The 22,235-nt window shown below is 34.2% G+C and carries 13 protein-coding genes and 1 pseudogene; 13 read left to right on the plus strand and 1 reads right to left on the minus strand.

What is annotated here, in order from left to right:
• Positions 1–290 (minus strand): annotated as a pseudogene (locus B2145_RS04480) (AraC family transcriptional regulator); the annotation flags it as partial.
• Between the two features lie 406 nt (positions 291–696).
• Here B2145_RS04480 and B2145_RS04485 point away from each other — a divergent pair.
• From B2145_RS04485 to B2145_RS04545, 13 genes are all read left to right on the plus strand, one after another.
• The gene (locus B2145_RS04485; protein WP_291098804.1) at positions 697–1,035 is read left to right on the plus strand and encodes a hypothetical protein; all 339 of its coding nucleotides are present in this window, start codon (positions 697–699) and stop codon (positions 1,033–1,035) included.
• A 198-nt stretch (positions 1,036–1,233) separates the two neighbouring features.
• Entirely contained in the window at positions 1,234–3,693 is a 2,460-nt protein-coding gene (locus B2145_RS04490; RefSeq protein ID WP_291098807.1) for a glycosyl hydrolase family 95 catalytic domain-containing protein, read from the plus strand.
• A gap of 33 nt (positions 3,694–3,726) precedes the next feature.
• Positions 3,727–4,572, plus strand: a complete 846-nt coding sequence (locus B2145_RS04495) for a sialate O-acetylesterase (protein WP_291098809.1) — start codon at positions 3,727–3,729, stop codon at positions 4,570–4,572.
• A 3-nt stretch (positions 4,573–4,575) separates the two neighbouring features.
• On the plus strand, positions 4,576–6,309 hold the full coding sequence (locus tag B2145_RS04500) for an alpha-L-fucosidase (protein WP_291098812.1): 1,734 nt from the start codon (positions 4,576–4,578) through the stop codon (positions 6,307–6,309).
• Positions 6,310–6,341: 32 nt separating this feature from the next.
• Positions 6,342–8,279: a glycoside hydrolase family 97 protein gene (locus B2145_RS04505; RefSeq protein ID WP_291098815.1), complete on the plus strand. Its 1,938-nt coding sequence runs from the start codon at positions 6,342–6,344 to the stop codon at positions 8,277–8,279.
• A 23-nt stretch (positions 8,280–8,302) separates the two neighbouring features.
• Positions 8,303–10,897, plus strand: a complete 2,595-nt coding sequence (locus B2145_RS04510) for a TIM-barrel domain-containing protein (RefSeq protein WP_291098817.1) — start codon at positions 8,303–8,305, stop codon at positions 10,895–10,897.
• Between the two features lie 76 nt (positions 10,898–10,973).
• A complete protein-coding gene (locus B2145_RS04515; RefSeq protein WP_291098820.1) occupies positions 10,974–12,551 on the plus strand; it encodes a glycoside hydrolase 43 family protein in 1,578 nt (525 codons plus the stop codon).
• 61 nt (positions 12,552–12,612) lie between these two features.
• Positions 12,613–15,207: a xylan 1,4-beta-xylosidase gene (xyl3A, locus tag B2145_RS04520; RefSeq protein WP_291098822.1), complete on the plus strand. Its 2,595-nt coding sequence runs from the start codon at positions 12,613–12,615 to the stop codon at positions 15,205–15,207.
• A 19-nt stretch (positions 15,208–15,226) separates the two neighbouring features.
• On the plus strand, positions 15,227–16,522 hold the full coding sequence (locus B2145_RS04525; protein ID WP_291098825.1) for a glycosyl hydrolase family 8: 1,296 nt from the start codon (positions 15,227–15,229) through the stop codon (positions 16,520–16,522).
• Between the two features lie 63 nt (positions 16,523–16,585).
• The gene (locus tag B2145_RS04530) at positions 16,586–17,488 is read left to right on the plus strand and encodes an alpha/beta hydrolase (protein WP_291098828.1); all 903 of its coding nucleotides are present in this window, start codon (positions 16,586–16,588) and stop codon (positions 17,486–17,488) included.
• A 70-nt stretch (positions 17,489–17,558) separates the two neighbouring features.
• A complete protein-coding gene (locus B2145_RS04535; protein WP_291098831.1) occupies positions 17,559–18,902 on the plus strand; it encodes a glycoside hydrolase family 43 protein in 1,344 nt (447 codons plus the stop codon).
• A gap of 6 nt (positions 18,903–18,908) precedes the next feature.
• Positions 18,909–20,843, plus strand: a complete 1,935-nt coding sequence (locus tag B2145_RS04540) for a glycoside hydrolase family 97 protein (protein ID WP_291098835.1) — start codon at positions 18,909–18,911, stop codon at positions 20,841–20,843.
• 6 nt (positions 20,844–20,849) lie between these two features.
• A complete protein-coding gene (locus B2145_RS04545; RefSeq protein ID WP_291098838.1) occupies positions 20,850–22,214 on the plus strand; it encodes a glycoside hydrolase family 43 protein in 1,365 nt (454 codons plus the stop codon).
• Positions 22,215–22,235 lie beyond the last annotated feature (21 nt).

Below are 22,235 nucleotides of genomic sequence, written 5' to 3' on the forward strand. Positions count from 1 at the left end.
TGATTAAACAATGAAATTCCATCAGGAGATTCCTCAAAAAACTGAATGAAATATTGTCTCAAATAGTCATCACAATTCAGATTGCAAATTGTAAAACTCGGAATCAGGTATAAATAACCCGGTTCTAAAGTTAAGCACCCCGAACTATCCGAAACAAACCCATTTCCTTCTTCAATATAATACAAACGATAATAAGGGCTAATTACATTATTGTAATTCCATTTTTGATCAAGTTTCACATAATCTATATGTAATAAAGAGAAGAAATATTTAAAGATATTTTTAGACATAATTTTAAAATCGTTTTTTTATAATAAAAAGTCGTTTTTGAATAATAAATACAAATGGAATACCATTTATATTTGTATGTATATTTTTCGCAAAAATAATAAATAATATATTTTATATCATAAATATTTATATAATATTTAATAATGTGATTAATTATTATTATAAATAAATAATTAATTTTTTCTAATTCCGAGTTTAGTGAAAAATAAAATTATAAAATCGGAAATAGATAAACTAAATTTTAAACCAAATACAGATGAACAGAAGAAATGTTTTAAAAATAAGTGCATCAGCTTTAGCGGGACTTTATTTGTCTCCTTTGTTTAGCCAAACTCGTATGCTTAACAATTCTGTTTTTAAATGCCTTTTTATTAATCAATTATTAACCAAAAAAAACGTTCAATTATGACAAACCAACGATTGTTTTATTATTGCAATTTTTTATTACCTAAAAAAGAGTGGCTATTAGTATATAGCTTCATTAGTTATGCAACTAAAGAAGTGGCCGTAAACGGTCAAACTAAAATAAACGTAAAACCTGAAGACGAATCAAGTGCTTTGAAAGAAGTACTAGTAATTGGGTATGCTGCTCAAAGAAAAGAAGCTGTAACGGGTTCAGTTGCTACAATAAGTGCTGGAAAACTAAATGAAGTTCCTGCATCCAACATAACTCAAGCTTTACAAGGACGTGTTGCTGGAGTTGAAATGACGCAAACATCTTCACAGCCAGGAGCTTTTATGTAAATCCGGAGTCGTAGTACGCGTACATTGACCGCTAATAATAATTAAAACCAATATTTTTAAACTTTTATAGACGTAAATACATATTATGGCGTTTATTTTGTGTTAAAATTTTAAGTTTGTTTTTCACACATATTAAAAAATATTTGTAAATACAATATATTATAAAATATAATTAAGAACCATATTCAATTAATTAAAATGAAAAAAATATCTTTAATAGCTTTGTTTTTAGGATTTTTTATCAGTTACTCACAAGAAAGTCAAACTCTTAAACTCTGGTACAATCAACCTTCAGGTAATATATGGGAAAATGCTTTGCCTATTGGGAATGGTTTTCTTGGGGCGATGGTTTATGGTAATGTAAAGAATGAAATTATTCAACTTAATGAGAGTACTGTATGGAGTGGAGGTCCTAACAGAAATGATAATCCTGCTGCTTTGGCTGCTTTGCCAGAAATTCGAAAAATGATATTTGATGGAAATCATAAAGAAGCTGAAAAATTAGCAAACCAAGCTTTTATTTCTAAGAAGTCACAAGGACAGATATATCAACCTGTTGGTAATTTAAATTTGAGTTTTGAGGATCAAGAACAGTACACCAATTATAGGCGTGAACTTGACATCGAAAAAGCCATTTCGAAAACCAGTTATGTTGTGGATGGAGTAACTTATACTCGCGAAGCTTTTGCCTCATTTTCAGATAGGGTTATTGTAATCCGTATTACAGCTAATAAAAAAGGTAAAGTGTCATTTACCGCCAATTATACCTCACCTCATAAAATAAATAATTTTGCTGTAAGCAATTCAAAAGATCTTGAAATAACAGGCACTACCAGTGATCATGAAGGTGTGATGGGTTTGATAAAATTTAAAGGAATAACCCGGATTAAACTTGAAAGTGGAAAATTAGAGCAAACGGAAAATTCACTTACCGTAAAAGGAGCAAATTCTGCCACACTATTTATATCGATTGCTACTAATTTTAATAATTATCATGATGTAAGTGGAAATGAAAACCAACGTGCTTCGGACTATTTGAATAAAGCTTTTGGTGAGTCTTATGCAACACTCAAAAAAGCACATATTGCTGCTTATCAAAAATATTTCAATCGTGTTAAACTTGATTTAGGAACAACTCCAGCAACGGATTTACCGACTGATGAACGTTTGAAAAATTTTAGAAATACAAACGACCCACAATTTGTAGCACTTTATTATCAATATGGTCGATATTTACTCATATCGTCTTCCCAACCTGGCGGTCAGCCAGCCAATCTTCAGGGTATTTGGAATAACGATATCAATCCAACTTGGGATAGCAAATACACTATCAATATAAATGCCGAGATGAATTATTGGCCTGCTGAAAAAACCAATCTTTCAGAATTACATCAACCTTTCTTACAAATGGTAAAAGATTTATCCGTCACTGGACAAGAAACGGCTAAAACGATGTATGGTGCAAGAGGATGGATGGCACACCACAATACAGATATTTGGCGTGCAACAGGAGCTGTAGATGGTGCTTTTTGGGGGTTGTGGACTGCTGGAGGCGGATGGGCTAGTCAACATTTATGGGATCATTATCTTTATACAGGTGACAGAGAATTTTTGGCATCTGTTTACCCAGCAATAAAAGGTGCAGCTTTGTTTTATGTTGATTTTCTCGTAGAACATCCTAAATATAAATGGCTCGTAATAAACCCAGGAAATTCTCCTGAAAATGCTCCTCAAGCACATAATGGTTCATCGTTAGATGCGGGAACAACTATGGATACTCAAATTGTTTTTGATGTATTTAGTACAACCATTCGTGCAGCACAAATCCTAAAACAAGACGCTACTTTAATTGACACTTTAAAACAGATGCGTAGCCGATTGGCACCTATGCATATTGGGAAATACAACCAACTTCAAGAATGGCTTGATGATATTGATAATCCTAACGATAATCACCGTCATGTGTCACATTTATACGGATTATTTCCATCTAATCAAATATCAGCCTACAAAACTCCTGAATTATTTGCGGCTTCTAAAAATACATTATTGCAACGTGGAGATGTATCTACTGGTTGGAGTATGGGTTGGAAAATAAATTGGTGGGCAAAATTGCAAGACGGTAACCACGCCTATTCTCTTATTAAAAATCAACTAACTCCTTTAGGGGTAAATACAGGGGGTGGAGGCACTTATAATAACCTTTTTGATGCGCATCCACCATTTCAAATTGACGGAAACTTTGGCTGTACATCTGGAATTACGGAAATGCTTGTTCAAAGTTCTGATGGTGCGATTCATTTATTACCAGCATTACCAGATGTCTGGAAAGATGGTAGTATAAAAGGAATTAGAACAAGAGGTGGTTTTGAGATTGCAGAGATGAAATGGAAAGAGGGCAAACTTACTAATTTAGTGGTGAAATCAACATTAGGAGGAAATCTAAGGTTACGTTTGCCAAATAGTATGAAACATAAATCAGGAGTTGATTTAATGGATGCAAAAGGAGAAAACCCTAACCCTTTTTATTTTGTTAATGAAACAGCAGCGCCAATTATTTCTAAAGAATCTACTATTAAACCATTGGAACTAAAACCGACAATTCTAGTTGATATAGCTACAGAAAAAGGGAAAATGTACACCTTCGTAAGCAAGTAAAACAATTTATATAAAATATAATAACAGAACAAAATGAAAAATAAATTAAAGGGACTGTTTGTTGTAACAGTATTATTTTGTGTGACAAATACATTTGCGCAAAATCCTAAATTTTATGTTTATCTGTGTTTTGGGCAGTCTAATATGGAAGGGAATGCCAAGTTTGAACCACAAGATACCATTGTAAATAAAAGGTTTCAAGTATTAGAAGCTTTAGATTGCGATAATTTGAATAGAAAAAAAGGGGAATGGCATACTGCAGTTCCGCCTTTGAGTCGTTGTACAACAGGACTTACTCCAGCAGATTATTTTGGAAGAGAAATGATTGCCAATCTTCCTGAAGATGTAACTGTTGGTGTGATAAATGTAGCTGTTGGTGGTTGTAAAATTGAACTTTTTGACAAAGACAATAGTGAAACTTATATAAAAACTGCACCAGATTGGATGAAAGGAATGATAGCTCAATACAATGGAAATCCGTATGCTAGATTAGTAGAGTTGGCTAAAATAGCTCAAAAAACAGGTGTGATAAAAGGGATATTATTGCATCAAGGCGAATCAAATACAAACGATACTTTGTGGACAAAAAAAGTAAAAATTGTTTATGATAATCTTTTGAAAGATCTAAATCTTAAAGCAGAATCTACGCCTTTATTAGCAGGCGAAGTTGTTAATGCGGATCAAGGTGGAATTTGTGCTAGCATGAATAATATCATTGCTACTTTGCCAGAGGTAATTCCAAATTCTTATGTAATTTCTTCAAGTGGATGTCCAGATGCTAAAGATAATCTTCATTTTACAGCTGAAGGGTATAGAATTTTAGGCAAAAGATATGCTACAAAAATGCTTGAATTAACGAAAAGGAATGAAAATAAATAACAGATGAAAACCAAAATTTTATTTATCGTCTTATTTTCAATCCAGATAGGTCTCCACGCACAAGGCAAAAATCCGATGCCTGAAATTCCAGAAGCTAAGCCAATAGATAGTGAGACAATGGGGGATTGGAAATCATTTCCAGAAGTGAAATTGGATATCCCTATTGCAAAAGGTCCTTTCGAACCAACTTGGGAATCTATAGAAAAAAATTACCCAGGAGAACCAGCATGGTTGCGTGAGGCAAAATTTGGAATATGGGTTCATTTTGGACCACAAGCTGCTGGAGAAAGTGGTGATTGGTATGCACGTAATCTCTATAAATCAGATAAAAAAGCATATCAGAATCATCTCAAAAGATATGGACATCCATCAGAAGTAGGATACAAAGAAGTTTTGCGCGATTGGAATCCTACTAAACTTGATCCTGCAAAATTAGCTAAAATATATAAGGATGCAGGGGCTCGTTTTCTAATGATTCAAGGGGTTCACCATGATAATTATGATTTATGGAATTCAGAATATCAACCATGGAATTCAGTTAATATTGGTCCTAAAAGAGATTTAATTGGCGAATGGGCAAAGGCATGTAGAGCTAATGGACTATATTATGGAGTTACTTTCCATCATGAGTACTCATGGTGGTGGTGGCAAACTGCATTTGGTAGTGACAATGAAGGAAGTAAAAAAGGAGTTCCTTATGATGGCAATCTTACTCTCGCTGATGGAAAAGGCAAATGGTGGGAAGGATATGATCCAAAAATGCTTTATGGTATCGATTTGCGCGAATACAAAGGTGTTAATCAGAAAGCGCACGAAGATTGGTCTCCACCACCAGCAGGAATATTTACCAATCATTTGGAATATGCTAAGTGGTATGCTACCAATTGGGCTTTACGAATGATGGATGTTGTACAGCATTATGACCCTGATTTTATTTATACGGATGGCACTGTTCAAGGTCCATTTACCGGTAATGGAACAGGAACAGGGCTTAAAGCTGATGCTATGCAAACCGTTATTGCCGATTTTTACAACCGCACCTTGCAAAATCGTGGAAAGGTAAACACTTTTAGCATCGTGAAATTTCGTGATAAAACAAATGGTACAGTAAATACAGAGGAATTTGGAGTTCCGCCTAACATTAAAACTGATCAACCATGGATTGCTGAGGCACCAGTGGGAGATTGGTTTTATGCACCTGACTTCACGTATGATTCGGGGATGATGATTCGGTATGTAATCGAAGCTATAGCCCGTGACGGTAATGCGGCACTATGTATTTCTTTATTGCCAGATGGTTCAATAAACGAAGCTAGTCAAAAAATGTTGAAAGAAGTTGGTAATTGGATGAGAATTAATGGACAAGCTGTTTATGGAAGTCATGCATGGGCAATTCCTGGAGAAGGAGAAATTGTTAATGGGAAGTTGAAAATGCTTCCTGGTGGAAGATTGAGTCGTAAGCATGCTGAATTTAAGTTTGATGCTCAGGATATACGATTTACGATTGGAAAAAATGGTTCTCTTTATGCTTTTTGTATGAATGTCCCAGCTCCCAATGCCCAAATAAAAATTAAGTCGCTTGCAACTGACGCAAAAATTTTCGATAAGAAGATTAATTCAGTTAAGTTACTTGGGTATAAAGGAAAATTGCAATGGAAACAAGAAGCTGATGGACTCTTAATAACTAATCCTAAAAAAATGCCTTTTGCAACATCTATTGTTTTTGAAATAGAATAGTAAAGTTATAAAAAGTGAATTACTTAAAAATTATGAAGTCAAAGATTATTTTAGTTCTAGTTGTTGTTCTTTATTCATTTAATACATGGTCTCAGAAAATAACGCTACTATCTCCCAATCAAAAAATTGCGGCAGTTTTGTGTGCTATGGATGGAACTAATAAAGGCGAATGGTCTTTAAAAGTATCCTATCATTCAGATAAAAACACATCTGAGATTCTTCCAAAAGTAAATCTTGGACTATCTCGAAGTGATCAAGATTTTTCGAAAGAACTCCTTTTTTTAAAGGCAAGTAAGCCAAAAATGATAAAGGAACACTATGAACTTCCGTATGGAAAAAAGCTAGTGCGTGATAATGAAGCCAATGAAGTAGTTGTTTCGTTTGAGAATCCTAGCAAGGCTAAATTAAATCTTATTATTAGAGCTTATAATAACGGAATTACTTTTCGATATGAATTTCCAGAAAAAAAAGGTTCATATAGTATAAAAGATGAATACACAGCTTATCAAATACCAAAAGAAAGTATGAGATGGCTAGAAAAGTGGAATCCCGCAAATGAAGGGCTATATGCTACTTCAAGCGAAGATAAAATACTTCAAGAAGAGTGGTGCTATCCTGCATTATTCAATTCAGCAGATAAATCATGTTGGTATTTGCTTCATGAGGCAGATTTAAGCCGAAGTTATTGTGGTACAAAATTGAGTAATACTCAAGATGTAAATACTTACAAACTTACTTTTCCAGACCCTAAAGATGGTAGAGGTACTGGGGAATCAAAGCCTAGTATTTCTCTTCCTTGGAAATCACCTTGGAGGGTTATTACTATTGGTAGTTTGGCTGATATTGTAGAAAGCACTTTGGTTGAAGATGTATCTACACCTACTAGTTTTAAAAACACTGATTGGATAAAACCAGGAAAAGTATCTTGGAATTACTGGTCTAGTAACCACGGTACGAAAGATTATAAAATTGTTTGCGATTTTACCGATTTGGCTGTAAAAATGAATTGGCCATACACACTTTTAGATTGGGAATGGGACGGAATGACTAATGGTGGTAATCTAGAAGATGCTTTGAAATACATACATTCAAAAGGGATAAAACCATTGATGTGGTACAACTCCGGAGGAGACCACACCTGGGTCTCTTCTACTCCAAAAAACCGTATGCTCACGCATGAAAACAGGGTCGAGGAATTCGCAAAACTTAAAAAATTGGGTGTTGCTGGGGTCAAAATTGATTTTTTTGAAAGCGAAAAACAAAATATGATAAAATACTATCTTGATATTTTGGAAGATGCTGCTCAATTTGAAATGATGGTCTATTTTCATGGATGTATTGTCCCTAGAGGATGGTCAAGAACCTATCCTAATTTAATGACTTCTGAAGCTGTGCGTGGAGCCGAATGGTATAATAACGGTCCTGAATTCACTGTTGCAGCACCAGAACATAATACTATTTTACCGTTTACACGGAATGTAGTTGGAGCGATGGATTATACTCCTGTTACTTTTACGAATTCACAATTTCCACATCTTACTTCTTATGGGCATGAGTTAGCTCTTTCAGTAATTTTTGAATCTCCTTTACAACATTTGGCAGACAGACCAGAAGGTTATTATGAACTTCCAGATGAAGCTAAAACTTTTTTGAAGGAAGTGCCTACAGCATGGGATAATACGAAATTTATTGATGGTCATCCAGGGCAAGAAGTTATTATGGCGCGTCAAAAAGGGAATGCTTGGTATATTGGAGGTATTAGTGCCTCTGAACGCCAAGAAAAAACAAAAAAAATCAAGTTAGATTTTTTGAAGGAAGGGGTTAGTTATCGTGCAGTTATCATTGCTGACGGCAAGCATGATAAAGCTTTTGATTCACAAGTAATGGTGGTAGATAAAACGAGTACTATTGAAATAAAACTACTCCGTAGAGGAGGTTTTGTTATTTCTTTGAATCCAATACAAAAATAGTTTTAAATTTAAAAAACATCAAAATGCAAAGATTCGCATATATTTTATTTTTTATATTGCTGTCCACCTCAATTAGTGCGCAGCAGTATAAAAAACACACTTTAACTAAAGATAGATTATCTATAGACTTATCTGAAGGAGTCTTGAATATAATACCTCTTACAGACAAATCAGTAAGAATAAAATATGAAATAGGAAATTTATCAGAAACTCAAGAGTTTGTCTTGATAAATAAACCAAATGTACCCAGTTTTACATTTAAAGAAAGCGCAACCAGTTTAAAACTTATCACAAAAGCAATAACAGTTGCATTTGATAAAAAAACAGGAGTCATTAAGTATATCAATAAATCTGGAAAAGTATTCCTTAGTGAAAAGGCAAATACGAGGTTAATGAAACCCAGTACAATTATGGGAGAACCTTGTTATGTAGCTGAACAAGGATTTGAATCTCCTGATGATGAATATTTGTTTGGTTTAGGACAATTTCAAGATGGATTATATAATTTGAAAAACGCTACTCGTAAATTAATTCAAGTTAATTCACAAATTGCAATTCCATTTTTGGTTTCGAATAAAGGATATGGTTTATTATGGCATCAATATGGTTTGACGTATTTTAATCCAAGTAATCAAAATATTCCGTTGGTTAAAAACGATATAAAAGACGGTGAAAAAGGTGAAGTAGAAGTAACAACTACCTCAGGAACACAGCGCGTTTCACAACAACAATCAATATATTCAGGTAGTTTTTCAGTAGCTAAAGAGGGTGAATATTCAGTAATGCTTGATCTTGGAGATATGGACAGCCGCCATTTAGTATTGATTGATGGTATTGATGTAATTAATCAATCCAATTTATGGCTTCCACCTGCAGTGAGTAAATTAGTGAACTTAAAAGTAGGCGAACATACAGTAAAAGTCGTTTGCAAATCAAGTAATACTCCAACTCTTGGTTTAAAACTTTCTAATAATGAAACGGTTTTTAATTCTCCCAACGCTAAATCACTTGATTATGTGGTTTTTGCAGGAAAAGATACGGATGAAATTATAGCGAATTATCGTAATCTTTCAGGAAATGTACCGATGTTACCAAAGTGGGCTTTCGGGTTTTGGCAATGTCGAGAACGATATACTTCTGGAGAGCATTTGGTTTCTACCATCAAAGAATTTAGAAAGCGTAATTTACCTGTGGATGTAATAGTGCAAGATTGGCAATATTGGGGCAAATACGGATGGGGAGTGCCTAAATTTGATGAAACACATTATCCTGAACCAGAGAAATTTATAAAAGAATTACACAATTTGAATACTCATTTTTCTGTATCTGTTTGGGAAAATTTGAATAAAGAATCTGAAATCGCAAAAGAATATTTATCCAAAAATTTATTTATTCCGAATAGCCCTTGGATCGATATTTATAATCCAGAAGCTCAAAAAACACATTGGAACGCTCTGAATACTAATTTATTTTCATTGGGTGTAGATTCTTGGTGGATGGATGCTACTGAACCTGAAAATGATGGATTAAGAGGAAAACAAACCTATTTTGGATTGGGAGATTTTTATAGATTGACTTATCCTTTATTTGTTAGTAAAGCCGTTTATGAAGGGCAAAGAAATACAAATCCAGAAAAAAGAGTTGCCATTCTTACGCGTTCTGCATTTTTAGGTCAGCAGCGTTATGGTACAATCAATTGGTCCGGGGATATAGGTTGGAATTGGGACACTTATAAACGTCAAATAGTAGCAGGATTAAATTATAATCTTACTGGAATGCCCTATTGGACTACCGACATAGGTGGCTTTTTCCGTCCAGGGGCTGGGCAATATACCGATGAAAAGTATCGCGAAATACTTACGCGTTGGTTTCAATGGGGAGCTTTCAACCCAATATTTCGTATACATGGTTACCAAACTGAAACTGAACCTTGGAAATATGGTGAAAAAGTTGAAAGTAATATGAGAACGATGCTGAATCTTAGATATCAATTGATGCCATATATTTATTCTGAAGCTTGGCAGATTTCTAGCAATAATTCTACTTTGATGAGGCCATTAATTATGGATTTTAATGATGATACAACTGCTGTAAGTCAAGCCTACGAATATATGTTTGGAAAAGCATTCTTGATAGCACCAGTTACAGCACCTAATGTTACTGATTGGAATGTTTATTTACCAAAGCAAAACGCTTGGTATGATTTCTGGACTGGCAAACGATTTGAAGGAGGGCAAACAATTTTAACTCCAGCTCCTTTAGATAAAATTCCCGTGTTTGTAAAAGAAGGTTCAATTGTGCCTATGGGGAGTGTAGTACAAAATACCCAAACCACGCAAGATGTTCTTGAAATTCGAATTTATACCGGCAAAGATGCAACCTTTACATTGTATGATGACGAAGGGGATAATTACAATTATGAAAAAGGAAAACACATCGAAATTCCTATAATTTGGAACGAAAAGAATCAAACCCTAACTTTTGGAAATCAAGTTGGTAATTATAAGGATGAAATAGATACTTATACTATGAACATGGTATGGGTAACAGGAGATCAGAATGATATAATTGCCAAAACTGTAAAATATATTGGAAAAAAAATTGTAGTAAAAAAATAAATACAATTAAAAAATGAAAGTAAAAAGATAAGAATGAATACGCTATTAATCACAATTAAAAAATTAACCCAAAACCATGAAAAATAAAATTATTTTCTTTTTTTCTTGCTTTGTTATAATTATGCAAACGGTTGCTTTTGCACAAGAAAAAAAAGCAGAAAATCCATTGATTTATGCTGATGTTCCAGATATGTCAATAATTAGAGTAGGCGATATTTACTATATGAGCAGCACTACAATGCACATGAATCCAGGGGTGCCAATTATGAAATCTACTGATTTAGTAAATTGGAAATTGGTTAATTATGTTTATGAAACATTAGAAGATAATAATGATAGACTCAATTTAGATAATGGAAAAAACGATTATGGAAGAGGTTCTTGGGCTAGTTGTTTACGCTACCATAATGGAATTTATTATGTGAGTACTTTTTCAGGTACAACTGGCAAAACATACATTTATTCAACAAAAAACATAGAAAATGGACCTTGGAAAAAAATAGTTTTAAATAGCTCTTACCACGATCATTCTATTCTTTTTGATGATGATGGTAAAATTTATATGGTTTGGGGAGCTGGAAAACTTCAAATTATAGAGTTGAATAGTGATCTTTCAGGTGTAAAAGAAGAAACTAAAAAAGTTTTGATTGAAAATGCGAGTGCTCCTGCGGGCGACAATATTATGCTAAATTCAGAAGGTTCTCAACTATTTAAATTAAAAGGAAAATACTATTTATTTAATATTTGTTGGCCACGAGGAGGAATGCGTACTGTAATTATTCATCGTGCCGATAACATCAATGGCCCTTGGGAAGGGAAAGTTGGATTACAAGATTTAGGTGTTGCACAAGGAGGACTTATTGATACTCCAGATGGCAGATGGTTTTCTTATTTATTTAAAGATAATGGAGGCGTTGGCCGTATTCCTTATTTAGTTCCTGTTAAATGGGAAAATGGCTGGCCAATTTTAGGAGAAAATGGTAAAGTTCCTGAATATTTAGATTTGCCTTCTAGCAAAGGATTAATTCCTGGGATCGTAAATTCTGATGAATTTAATCGTAAAAAAAGTGATAAAGATTTGCCTTTAGTTTGGCAGTGGAATCATAATCCAGATAATTCGATTTGGTCCGTTAGAGAGCGAAAAGGCTATCTAAGATTAAAAACAGCTAGAATAGATAGCAGTTTTGTTCAAGCTAAAAACACATTAACACAACGTACTATTGGGCCAGTTTGTTCAGGTTCAACTTCTTTGGACGTTTCTAAAATGAAAGAAGGAGACATTGCAGGACTTTCTTTGTTACAAAAAGAATATGGATTGATAGCTGTCAAAATTGAAAATGGATCTAAAAAAATTGTAATGATTGATGCTGCAAAAGGAATTCCGAAAGAAATGGCAAGTATTCCTTTAAATCAAGACAAAGTGTACTTTAAAGCAGAATGTGATTTTAAAGACAAAGCAGATAAAGGGAATTTTTATTATAGTTTAGACGGGAACAAATGGATTCCTATTGGAAGCACGGTAAATTTACCTTATACACTTCCTCATTTTATGGGATACCGATTTGGATTGTTTAATTATGCGACTAAAAACATTGGTGGATGCGCTGATTTTGATTATTTCCATATTGATGATAAAATTTCAAAAATGAATTAGTTTATCTCTTCAATTCTTAAAAAAAATATTAATTATTAAATTTAATTCTAATATATAAATTATGAAAATTAGTTATTTATGCGTCATAGGTTTATTTTCAATATTTAACTTAAATGCACAACAGTATCCTTTTAGGGATCCGTCTCTTACTTCAGAAGCACGAGCAAAAGATTTAATTTCACGATTAACGCTTGTAGAAAAAGCATCATTAATGTGTGATCAAAGTGATGCTATACCAAGACTTGGAATCAAAAAATTCAATTGGTGGAGTGAAGCTTTGCATGGCTATGCTAATAATGATAATGTTACTGTTTTTCCAGAACCTATAGGTATGGCAGCCTCATTTGATGATCAATTATTGTATCGTGTATTTGATGCAGTTTCTGATGAAGCAAGAGCTAAATACAATCAATGGATTAAAGGCGGAAATGAGAACAAACGTTTTTTGAGTCTTTCAGTTTGGACACCTAATGTCAATATTTTTAGAGATCCACGATGGGGGCGTGGTCAGGAAACCTATGGTGAAGACCCTTACCTTACTTCTCGAATGGGCGTTTCAGTGGTTAAGGGTTTACAGGGACCGGCAGATGCTAAATACCGCAAACTTTTAGCCTGCGCAAAACATTATGCGGTTCACTCAGGACCTGAATGGAGTAGACATGAATTGAATTTAAATAATGTAAATCCTCGCGAATTGTATGAAACCTATTTGCCGGCATTTAAATCACTGGTGCAGGATGCCGATGTGCGTGAGGTAATGTGTGCTTATCAACGTTTAGATGATGAACCTTGTTGCAGTAATAAGCGACTTTTGCAACGAATTCTTCGCGATGAATGGGGATATAAATACCTAGTCGTTTCAGATTGTGGTGCCGTTACCGATTTTTATACTACGCATAAAGTTTCTTCTGATGCAGTACACGCCGCATCCAAGGCCGTCTTGGCAGGAACTGATGTCGAATGTGTATGGGAAAAATATCCATTTAAAGATTTGCCAGAAGCTGTTGCAAAAGATTTAATAAAAGAAGAAGATATTAATAAAAGTTTGCTTCGCGTTTTAATTGGGCGTTTTGATTTGGGTGAGATGGATGACGACGCGATTGTGCCTTGGGCTCAAATTCCAGCCTCTGTTCTTAATAGTAAAGAACACCAACAATTAGCACTTGAAATGGCTCAAAAGTCAATGACGCTATTACAAAATAAGAATAACATTCTCCCTTTGAACAAAGCAATTAATAAAGTAGCAGTTATAGGTCCAAATGCGGACAATGAACCTATGTTGTGGGGAAATTATAATGGAACACCTGTTAAAACAATTACCATTAAAGACGGAATAGAATCAAAAATAGATGTAAATAAAATCTTTTATGATAAAGCCTGTGATTTAGTAGAGGATAAAGTAACACAATCTTATTTTGACCAATTTTCATTTGAAGGAAAAAAAGGAATGAAAGTCACCTTTTGGAATAATCCCAACAGAGAGGGAAATAGTGTAATATCTCAGCAAATTTTGTATCCTATAAAAATTACTACTGCTGGTCAGCACGAGTTTGCTTCGGGAGTTAAATTAGAAGGTTTCTCGGCAAAATATGAATCCGAATTTACAGCTAAAGCAAATGATACTCTTGTTTTTAAAACAGGTGCTACAGGATCATTTGAATTAGTAGTTGATGGAAAATCAATTGCAAAATATACCAATTGGCGCACCGTTCCGGGGAAAATTTCTTTTGCGGTTGAGGCTGGAAAAAAATACAAAATCGAAATTCTTTTTGCTCAATCAAACAACTGGCAAGCCAATCTTGAATTTGATTTCGGAAAAGAATATGCTATAGATTTTAGTACCTTAATTCAAAAATTGAAAGGAATTGATACCGTTGTTTTTGTTGGTGGACTTTCTACATTACTAGAAGGTGAAGAAATGCCTGTTTCTCTTCCAGGCTTCAAAGGTGGAGATCGAACTAATATCGAGCTTCCTGCTGTTCAAAGAATGTGTTTAAAAGAGCTTAAAGCTGCAGGTAAAAAAGTAATTTTTGTAAACTGTTCTGGGTCTGCAATTGCATTAACACCTGAGACAGCAAGTTGTGATGCTATTTTACAAGCTTGGTATCCAGGAGAAGCTGGAGGTCAGGCTGTTGCTGATGTTCTTTTTGGGGATTATAACCCAGCAGGAAAATTACCTATTTCATTCTATAAAAACTCTGATAGTTTGAAGGACTTTGAAGATTATTCAATGAAAGGACGTACGTATAGATACACAACAGATGTTTTATTTCCTTTTGGTTTTGGTTTAAGTTACTCCCAATTTAATATTGGATCAGGCAAATTGAGCAAGTCAACTATAAAATCAAATGAAAATACGCAGTTAAGTTTTCCAATACAAAATATTAGTAAACGCAACGGAACTGAGATTGTTCAGGTATATGTTCACAAATTAAATGATCCTGACGGGCCATTAAAAACATTAAAAGCTTTTAAACGAATCGATTTAAAAGCAGGAGAAAAACAAAATGTAACTATCAATTTACCTGCTTCATCCTTTGAATTTTATGATTCTAAAATCACAGGAATGAATGTAACTCCAGGAGAATATGAGGTGTATTATGGGAATAGTTCGGATGCCAAAGATTTAAAAATGACTAAAGTTTTTATTCAATAATTAAACTTAAAAAATGATTATGGTTAATAAAATAAAGAAGCGAGGCTGTTCTCAAATCAACGGAATTTTTCTAATGATTTTGGTGTTGATGATTCCTGTTTTGGTAATAAGTCAAAATAAAAAGAAAACAGATAAATCAGAACTTAAAAAAACTCAATACCGTAATCTTTTTAAAGAAGCTGGATATAGTCAAAAAGAAATCGACAAAAAATTGGCGAAAGCCTATTATGATGTTTTCGAAGGACCAAATCGAGTTTATTTTCAAGAAGGGGACTCTTTAGGCTATGTTTCTGATGTAAAAAATAAAGATGCTCGTACTGAAGGAATGTCTTATGGTATGATGGTAGCGGTTCAATTGGATAAAAAAGATGTTTTTGACCGTCTTTGGCGTTGGTCTGTAAAATACATGCAACACCAAACTGGCCCTAGAGAAGCCTATTTTGCTTGGAGTGTAAATCCTCAGACTAAAAGGCAAAACTCGCCAGGTTCTGCCTCAGATGGGGAATTGTATTATATAACTAGTTTGCTTTTTGCTTCTAATAAATGGGGCAATGATACAGGCATTAATTATTACAAAGAAGCCCGAAGAATATTGGATGCCATGTGGAAAAAAGATGGAACGGGTAACATATACAATCTAATTAATACAGAATACAAACAAATATCTTTTGTACCAGAAGGAGGAGGTTATAATTGGACAGATCCGTCTTATCATTTGCCTGCTTTTTATGAAGTTTGGGCATTGTATGCCAAAGATGGTCACGAACAATTTTATAAAGAATGTGCCGATGTTTCTCGCGAGTTTTTGCACAGAGCTTGTAATCCTATAACGAGTTTAAATGCAGATTATACAGAGTTTAGTGGAGAACCACATCCTACACCTTGGATGCCTGCAGGGTTTCGTTATGACTCTTGGCGAGTGCCAATGAACATTGCAATGGATTATACTTGGTTCGGAAAAGACAAAAAATGGCAAGAAGAATATGCTAAGAAATTTCAAAATTTCCTTAGATCCAAAGGATTAGAAACATACGATGACCAGTTTAATTTAGATGGTTCTACTCCAGAGTTTATTCTTAAAGCAGGATCGGTGAAAAAGCTAAGACATTCTATAGGTTTGGTTTCAACTGCTGCAACCGCATCACTTATAAATAATGATAAAGCAAGTTTAGATTTTGTTCATGCTGTATGGAATGCCAAACTAGAACCTTATGAAGATGGGTATTTTGACCCTTATTATGACGGTCTAATGCATTTGTTTAGTCTAATGCACCTTAGTGGCAAATACCAAATAATTCAACCAAATAATCAATAAGATGTGTTTAAATTTCAAAAGCAACAATGTCTTCAATTAAAAAAGCTTTAACCAAAATTAACCATGAAAAAAATAATTTCAACCATTGTATTGTTTTTTATGTGCAACATAATAATTTTTGCACAAAAAATTGAAAAAGAAGGCCCAAAAGGATTTGACCAAGAAAGAACAGCTATTGCTCATGGAAAAATAGATACTATTGTCTATGTTTCAAAAACGGTTGGTACTACTAGAAAAGCTTTGGTTTATACTACTCCAGGTTTTTCAAAGAATGAAAAATACCCAGTACTTTATCTTTTACACGGAATTGGTGGCGATGAAAAAGAATGGTTAAAAGGGGGTTCTCCACAAATAATTTTGGACAACTTATTTGCCGAAGGAAAAATTAAACCGATGATAGTAGTGATGCCTAACGGTCGCGCTATGAAAGATGACCGAGCCACAGGCAACATTATGGCTCCGGATAAAGTTCAAGCTTTTGCCACTTTTGAAAGAGACCTTTTGGATGATTTAATTCCCTTTATCGAAAAAACCTATCCAACTTTGACCGATAGAGAGAACCGTGCCATTGCTGGACTTTCTATGGGAGGAGGACAGTCGTTAAATTTTGGTTTGGGTAATTTGGATACATTTGCTTGGGTAGGAGGTTTTTCTTCTGCACCAAATACTAAAACACCTCAAGAATTAGTGCCAAATCCAGAAGAGACAAAGCGTAAACTAAAACTCCTTTGGATTTCTTGTGGTGATGCTGATGGATTACTAAATTTTAGTAAACGCACTCATGAATATTTACTTCAAAACAATGTGCCTCATGTTTATTATTTAGAACCAGGTGGACATGATTTTAAAGTTTGGAAAAATGGACTTTATATGTTTTCTCAATTTTTGTTTAAACCTGTTGCTGTTTCATCATTAAGTAAATACACAATTATAGATACAACTTCTGATATTCAAAATGCAAAGTAGTATTAAGTGCTTAAACAATATACAAATTTAAAAAAAAGCGAATACAATTATTTACCCAAATTTAAAAACGATGACTACATTTTTAGAATTAAATAAAACAAAAAAAATACTGGCTTTAGGAATATTATTCCTTTTTAATTTTGCACCAGCAATAGCTCAAAAACCAATAATTCAAACAAAATTTACAGCCGATCCTGCGCCAATGGTTCATAATGATACCATATTTCTTTATACCTCGCATGATGAAGATGATGCCACAGGTTTTAAAATGCTTGATTGGTTACTTTATACATCAACCGATATGGTCAATTGGACGGATCATGGAGTAGTTGCTTCTCTAAAAAATTTCACTTGGGCAAAACAAGATAATGGGGCTTGGGCGGTGCAGTGTATTGAACGCAATGGCAAATTTTATCTCTACTGTCCTATGCACGGTGGAGGTATTGGAGTTTTAGTTTCAGATAGTCCTTATGGGCCATTTAAAGATCCAATAGGGAAGAAACTGATTAATGATGATCACGTTTGGAACGATATAGATCCTACTCTATTTATTGATGATGATGGTCAGGCTTATTTATATTGGGGAAATCCAGATTTGTATTACGTAAAACTAAATGAAGATATGATTTCATACTCAGGAGAAATCGTAAAAGAACCTACAAAACCTAAAAATTATCAAGAAGGGCCATGGGCTTGGAAAAAAAATAAACATTATTATATGGCTTATGCCTCTACCTGTTGTCCAGAAGGGATTGGCTATGCGATGAGTAATTCTCCTTTAGGACCATGGGAATACAAAGGAATGATTATTGACGCAAGTAAAAAAACGAATGGTAACCATCCTGGAATAATCGATTATAAAGGCAAATCATATTGTTTTGGTTTTGGTTATGACTTGCTTAAACAGGAAACGACGGTGCATTCTGAGAGACGTTCTATAGATGTGGATGTTATGAATTATAACGAAGATGGCACGATTCAAAATCTTCCTTATTTTACAAATGATGGACCAGAACAGATAGAAACATTAAATCCTTTTAGACGCATTGAAGCAGAAACAATGGCTTGGAGTAAAGGAGTTAAAACTGATAAAAGCAAAGAAACAGGAATGTATGTAACCCAAATTAATAATGGTGATTTTATTCAAGTGAGAGGAGTGGATTTTGCAGATGGGGCTAAAAAAATGGAGATTATTGCAGCGTCTTTAAATGCAGGAACAGTTGAAGTACGTTTAGATAAAGAAGATGGTGACATTATTGGTATTAGTAAAATTGAAAATACTGGCGGATGGCAAAACTGGAAAACATTTAAAACCAAAGTAAAAAAAGTAAGTGGTGTTCATGATTTGTTTTTTGTTTTCAAAGGAGGACAAGGTGACTTATTCAATTTTGACGCATGGAAATTCAGTAAATAGATAAAAATGAAAAAATTAATTGTTTTATACTGCTTGATAATTGCTTCGGCAGTTTATTCGCAAAACACAATGTCAGTTTCCAGTCCTAATGGAGAACTGACATTAAATGTATTGGTCAAAAGTGGTCAACCTATATATTCCGTTACTTATAAAGGAGGAATTGTACTAGAAGATTCTCCATTAGGATTAATAACTAATGAAGGAGATTTTACCACCAATATGAATTTTGTAAATTCAACTACTGGTAAAGTGGAGGAAACCTACAATCAAACAAAAATCAAACAATCTCAGGTAAGTTATAAAGCAAACACTTTAAACTGTTTATTTACCAATGCTCAAGAACACAAAATCGCTATTTTGTTTCAACTGAGTAATAATAATATTGCTTTTAGATATGAAATACCTTCATGGGGAGATACCAAAGTTTGTGTGGTTACCGAAGAGAAAACAGGGTATAGATTCCCAATATCTACGACAACATTTCTTTCTCCGATGATGAAACCAATGACTGGATTTGCTCGCACTGCTCCTAGTTATGAAAGCGGTTACGAGGCCGATACTCCATTAGATAAAACAACATCATCTGAAGGTTACGTTTTTCCGGGGCTTTTTCATCTAGGTAATAAAGGGTGGGTTTTGCTTTCAGAAACGGGAGTTAGTAGTTTGTATACCGCCTCACATTTGAGTGCTTACAAAGAGGGATTATATACGGTTGAATATCCAAATCCGAAACAAAATAATGGTTTTGGAAGTTCAGGAGCACAAATTAGTCTTCCAGGAGTAACACCTTGGAGAACCATTACTGTTGGTGAAACATTAAAACCAATTGTCGAAACAACGATTCCTTTTGATGTTGTCAAACCACTTTACGAGCCTTCACAAGACTATAAATTCGGTCGTGGTTCTTGGAGTTGGATTGTTTGGCAAGACAATAGTATGAATTATCAAGATCAAGTTAAATATATTGACTTGGCTGCAGCTATGAAGTTTGAATACATCCTAATTGATGCGTGGTGGGATGAAAGAATTGGCTACGAAAAAATGAAAGAATTGATTCAATATGCCAAATCCAAAAATGTTGAGGTGCTCTTGTGGTATAATTCTAATGGATCTGCAAACGATGCTTTTATGACGCCTCTCAATAAAATGAATACTGCTATTGCTCGAAAAAAGGAGATGAAATGGCTCAAAGAGGCAGGCGTTAAAGGACTTAAAGTTGACTTCTTTGGAGGTGACAAACAAGAAACAATGAAATTGTATGAAGATATTCTTTCAGATGCTAATGATTATGGCTTAATGATTATTTTCCATGGAGCTACTCTTCCTCGTGGTTGGGAAAGAATGTATCCCAATTATGTGGGAAGTGAAGCCGTATTAGCATCCGAAATGCTTATTTTTTCGCAGGATGTTCGTGAAAAAGAAGCTTATTTTGCTTCATTACATCCTTTTATTCGAAATGCAGTGGGAAGCATGGAATTTGGGGGTGTATTATTGAATAAATATTTAAACAAAGGAAATCAAAAAGGACAGGAACGATTAACTACTGATTCTTTTCAATTGGCAACAAGCGTACTTTTTCAAAACCCTGTTCAAATGTTTGGTCTTACTCCCGATAATCTTGAAGATGTACCGGCCTTTGAATTGGATTTTTTGAAAACTATTCCAACCACTTGGGATGAGACCGTTTTTATTGATGGTTGTCCAGGTAAATACAGTGTAATTGCTCGCAGAAAGGATCAAAAATGGTATGTTGCAGGAATAAATGCTGAAAAAACAACAAAAGTTTTAAAACTCAAATTGCCAATGCTTGCTGGTCAAAATGTAGTTATGTACAATGATAAGGTCGATAAAGAAACCTATACCACAAGCGTGAAAGTTTCTAAAAAGGGAGAATCATCAATAACGATACAACCTAATGGAGGATTTATATTAACAAACTAGAACAAAATGAAACATACTTATAAAATAGTAGCAACACTTATAATTCTTTTAAAATGTGCAATAGGAGAAGCTCAAAATCCTATTGTACAAACCAATTATACTGCCGATCCGGCTCCGATGGTATATAATGGTAAAGTGTATCTCTACACAAGCCACGATGAAGATGAATCCACTTGGTTCACTATGAATGACTGGCGATTATATACCACAGAAGATATGGTCAATTGGACGGACCATGGACCTGCATTGTCCTATAAAGAGTTTAGTTGGGCCAAAATGAATGCTTGGGCTCCTCAATGTATTGAGCGAAAAGGTAAATTTTATTTGTATGTACCCAATACAACCAGAGAAGGGAAAGGTGCTATAGGAGTGGCAGTTGCCGATAGTCCTTATGGACCATTTATTGACCCATTAGGAAAACCTTTAGTTTCTAATAGCAATGCAGATATAGACCCAACCGTTTTTATTGATGATGATGGTCAGGCTTATTTATTTTGGGGTAATCCGGTTTGCTATTATGTAAAGTTGAATGAGGATATGATTTCTTATGATGGTGAAATTAAGCAAATACCTAATACAATAGAAGCATTTGGTAAACGAGAAGGAAAAGTGAATGAACAAAGACCAACGACTTATGAAGAAGGGCCATGGATGTATAAACGCAATAATCTCTATTATTTGTTTTTTGCTGCAGGACCAATATCAGAACATATTGGTTATTCAACCAGTAAAAGTATAACAGGACCTTGGAAATATCAAGGTGTTGTTATGCCTACACAAGGTGGTTCTTTTACAAATCATCCTGGAATTATCGATTTTAAAGGGAAAAGTTATTTTTTCTACCATAATGCTGGATTGCCTGGAGGTACTGGTTTTACCCGTTCTGTATGTGTAGAAGAACTTAAATTTAATAAAGATGGTACTATTATTCAGATGAATATGACCGAAGGAATCAAACAGAGCATAAGTCCGCTAAATCCCTATGCAAAAACTGAAGCAGAAACTATTGCTTGGTCTGAAGGAGTAAAGTCAATGAAAAATGATGTAGTTGGTAATTTTATTACGGCAAAATACGATAATGCTTATACCAAAGTAAAAGAGGTAGATTTCCGTAAAGAAGGGGCTTCAAAATTTACTGCACGAATCGGTACAACTCATAACGGAAATGTATCAATGGAAATAAGATTAGATAGTAAAGATGGAGAGCTAATTGGAACTGTTAGAGTACCAATGACTGGAGGAAATGACAGATGGGCATTACAGACAATTGATATTAAAAAAGTATCAGGAATTCACGATTTGTATTTTATTTTCAAAGGAAAAGCTGCAAGTCAGATTTTGTACTTCGATTATTGGATGTTTTCCAAATAGAATGTTTTTAAATAAAAAATA

The organism is Flavobacterium sp. UBA5153 (assembly GCA_002413745.1).
Classification (GTDB): Bacteria; Bacteroidota; Bacteroidia; order Flavobacteriales; family Flavobacteriaceae; genus Flavobacterium.

Coding starts and splice junctions, on each gene's coding strand:
- B2145_RS04485 (WP_291098804.1), top strand. CDS start 697: ATGACAAACCAACGATTGTTTTATTATTGCAATTTTTTATTACCTAAA.
- B2145_RS04490 (WP_291098807.1), top strand. CDS start 1,234: ATGAAAAAAATATCTTTAATAGCTTTGTTTTTAGGATTTTTTATCAGT.
- B2145_RS04495 (WP_291098809.1), top strand. CDS start 3,727: ATGAAAAATAAATTAAAGGGACTGTTTGTTGTAACAGTATTATTTTGT.
- B2145_RS04500 (WP_291098812.1), top strand. CDS start 4,576: ATGAAAACCAAAATTTTATTTATCGTCTTATTTTCAATCCAGATAGGT.
- B2145_RS04505 (WP_291098815.1), top strand. CDS start 6,342: ATGAAGTCAAAGATTATTTTAGTTCTAGTTGTTGTTCTTTATTCATTT.
- B2145_RS04510 (WP_291098817.1), top strand. CDS start 8,303: ATGCAAAGATTCGCATATATTTTATTTTTTATATTGCTGTCCACCTCA.
- B2145_RS04515 (WP_291098820.1), top strand. CDS start 10,974: ATGAAAAATAAAATTATTTTCTTTTTTTCTTGCTTTGTTATAATTATG.
- xyl3A (WP_291098822.1), top strand. CDS start 12,613: ATGAAAATTAGTTATTTATGCGTCATAGGTTTATTTTCAATATTTAAC.
- B2145_RS04525 (WP_291098825.1), top strand. CDS start 15,227: ATGGTTAATAAAATAAAGAAGCGAGGCTGTTCTCAAATCAACGGAATT.
- B2145_RS04530 (WP_291098828.1), top strand. CDS start 16,586: ATGAAAAAAATAATTTCAACCATTGTATTGTTTTTTATGTGCAACATA.
- B2145_RS04535 (WP_291098831.1), top strand. CDS start 17,559: ATGACTACATTTTTAGAATTAAATAAAACAAAAAAAATACTGGCTTTA.
- B2145_RS04540 (WP_291098835.1), top strand. CDS start 18,909: ATGAAAAAATTAATTGTTTTATACTGCTTGATAATTGCTTCGGCAGTT.
- B2145_RS04545 (WP_291098838.1), top strand. CDS start 20,850: ATGAAACATACTTATAAAATAGTAGCAACACTTATAATTCTTTTAAAA.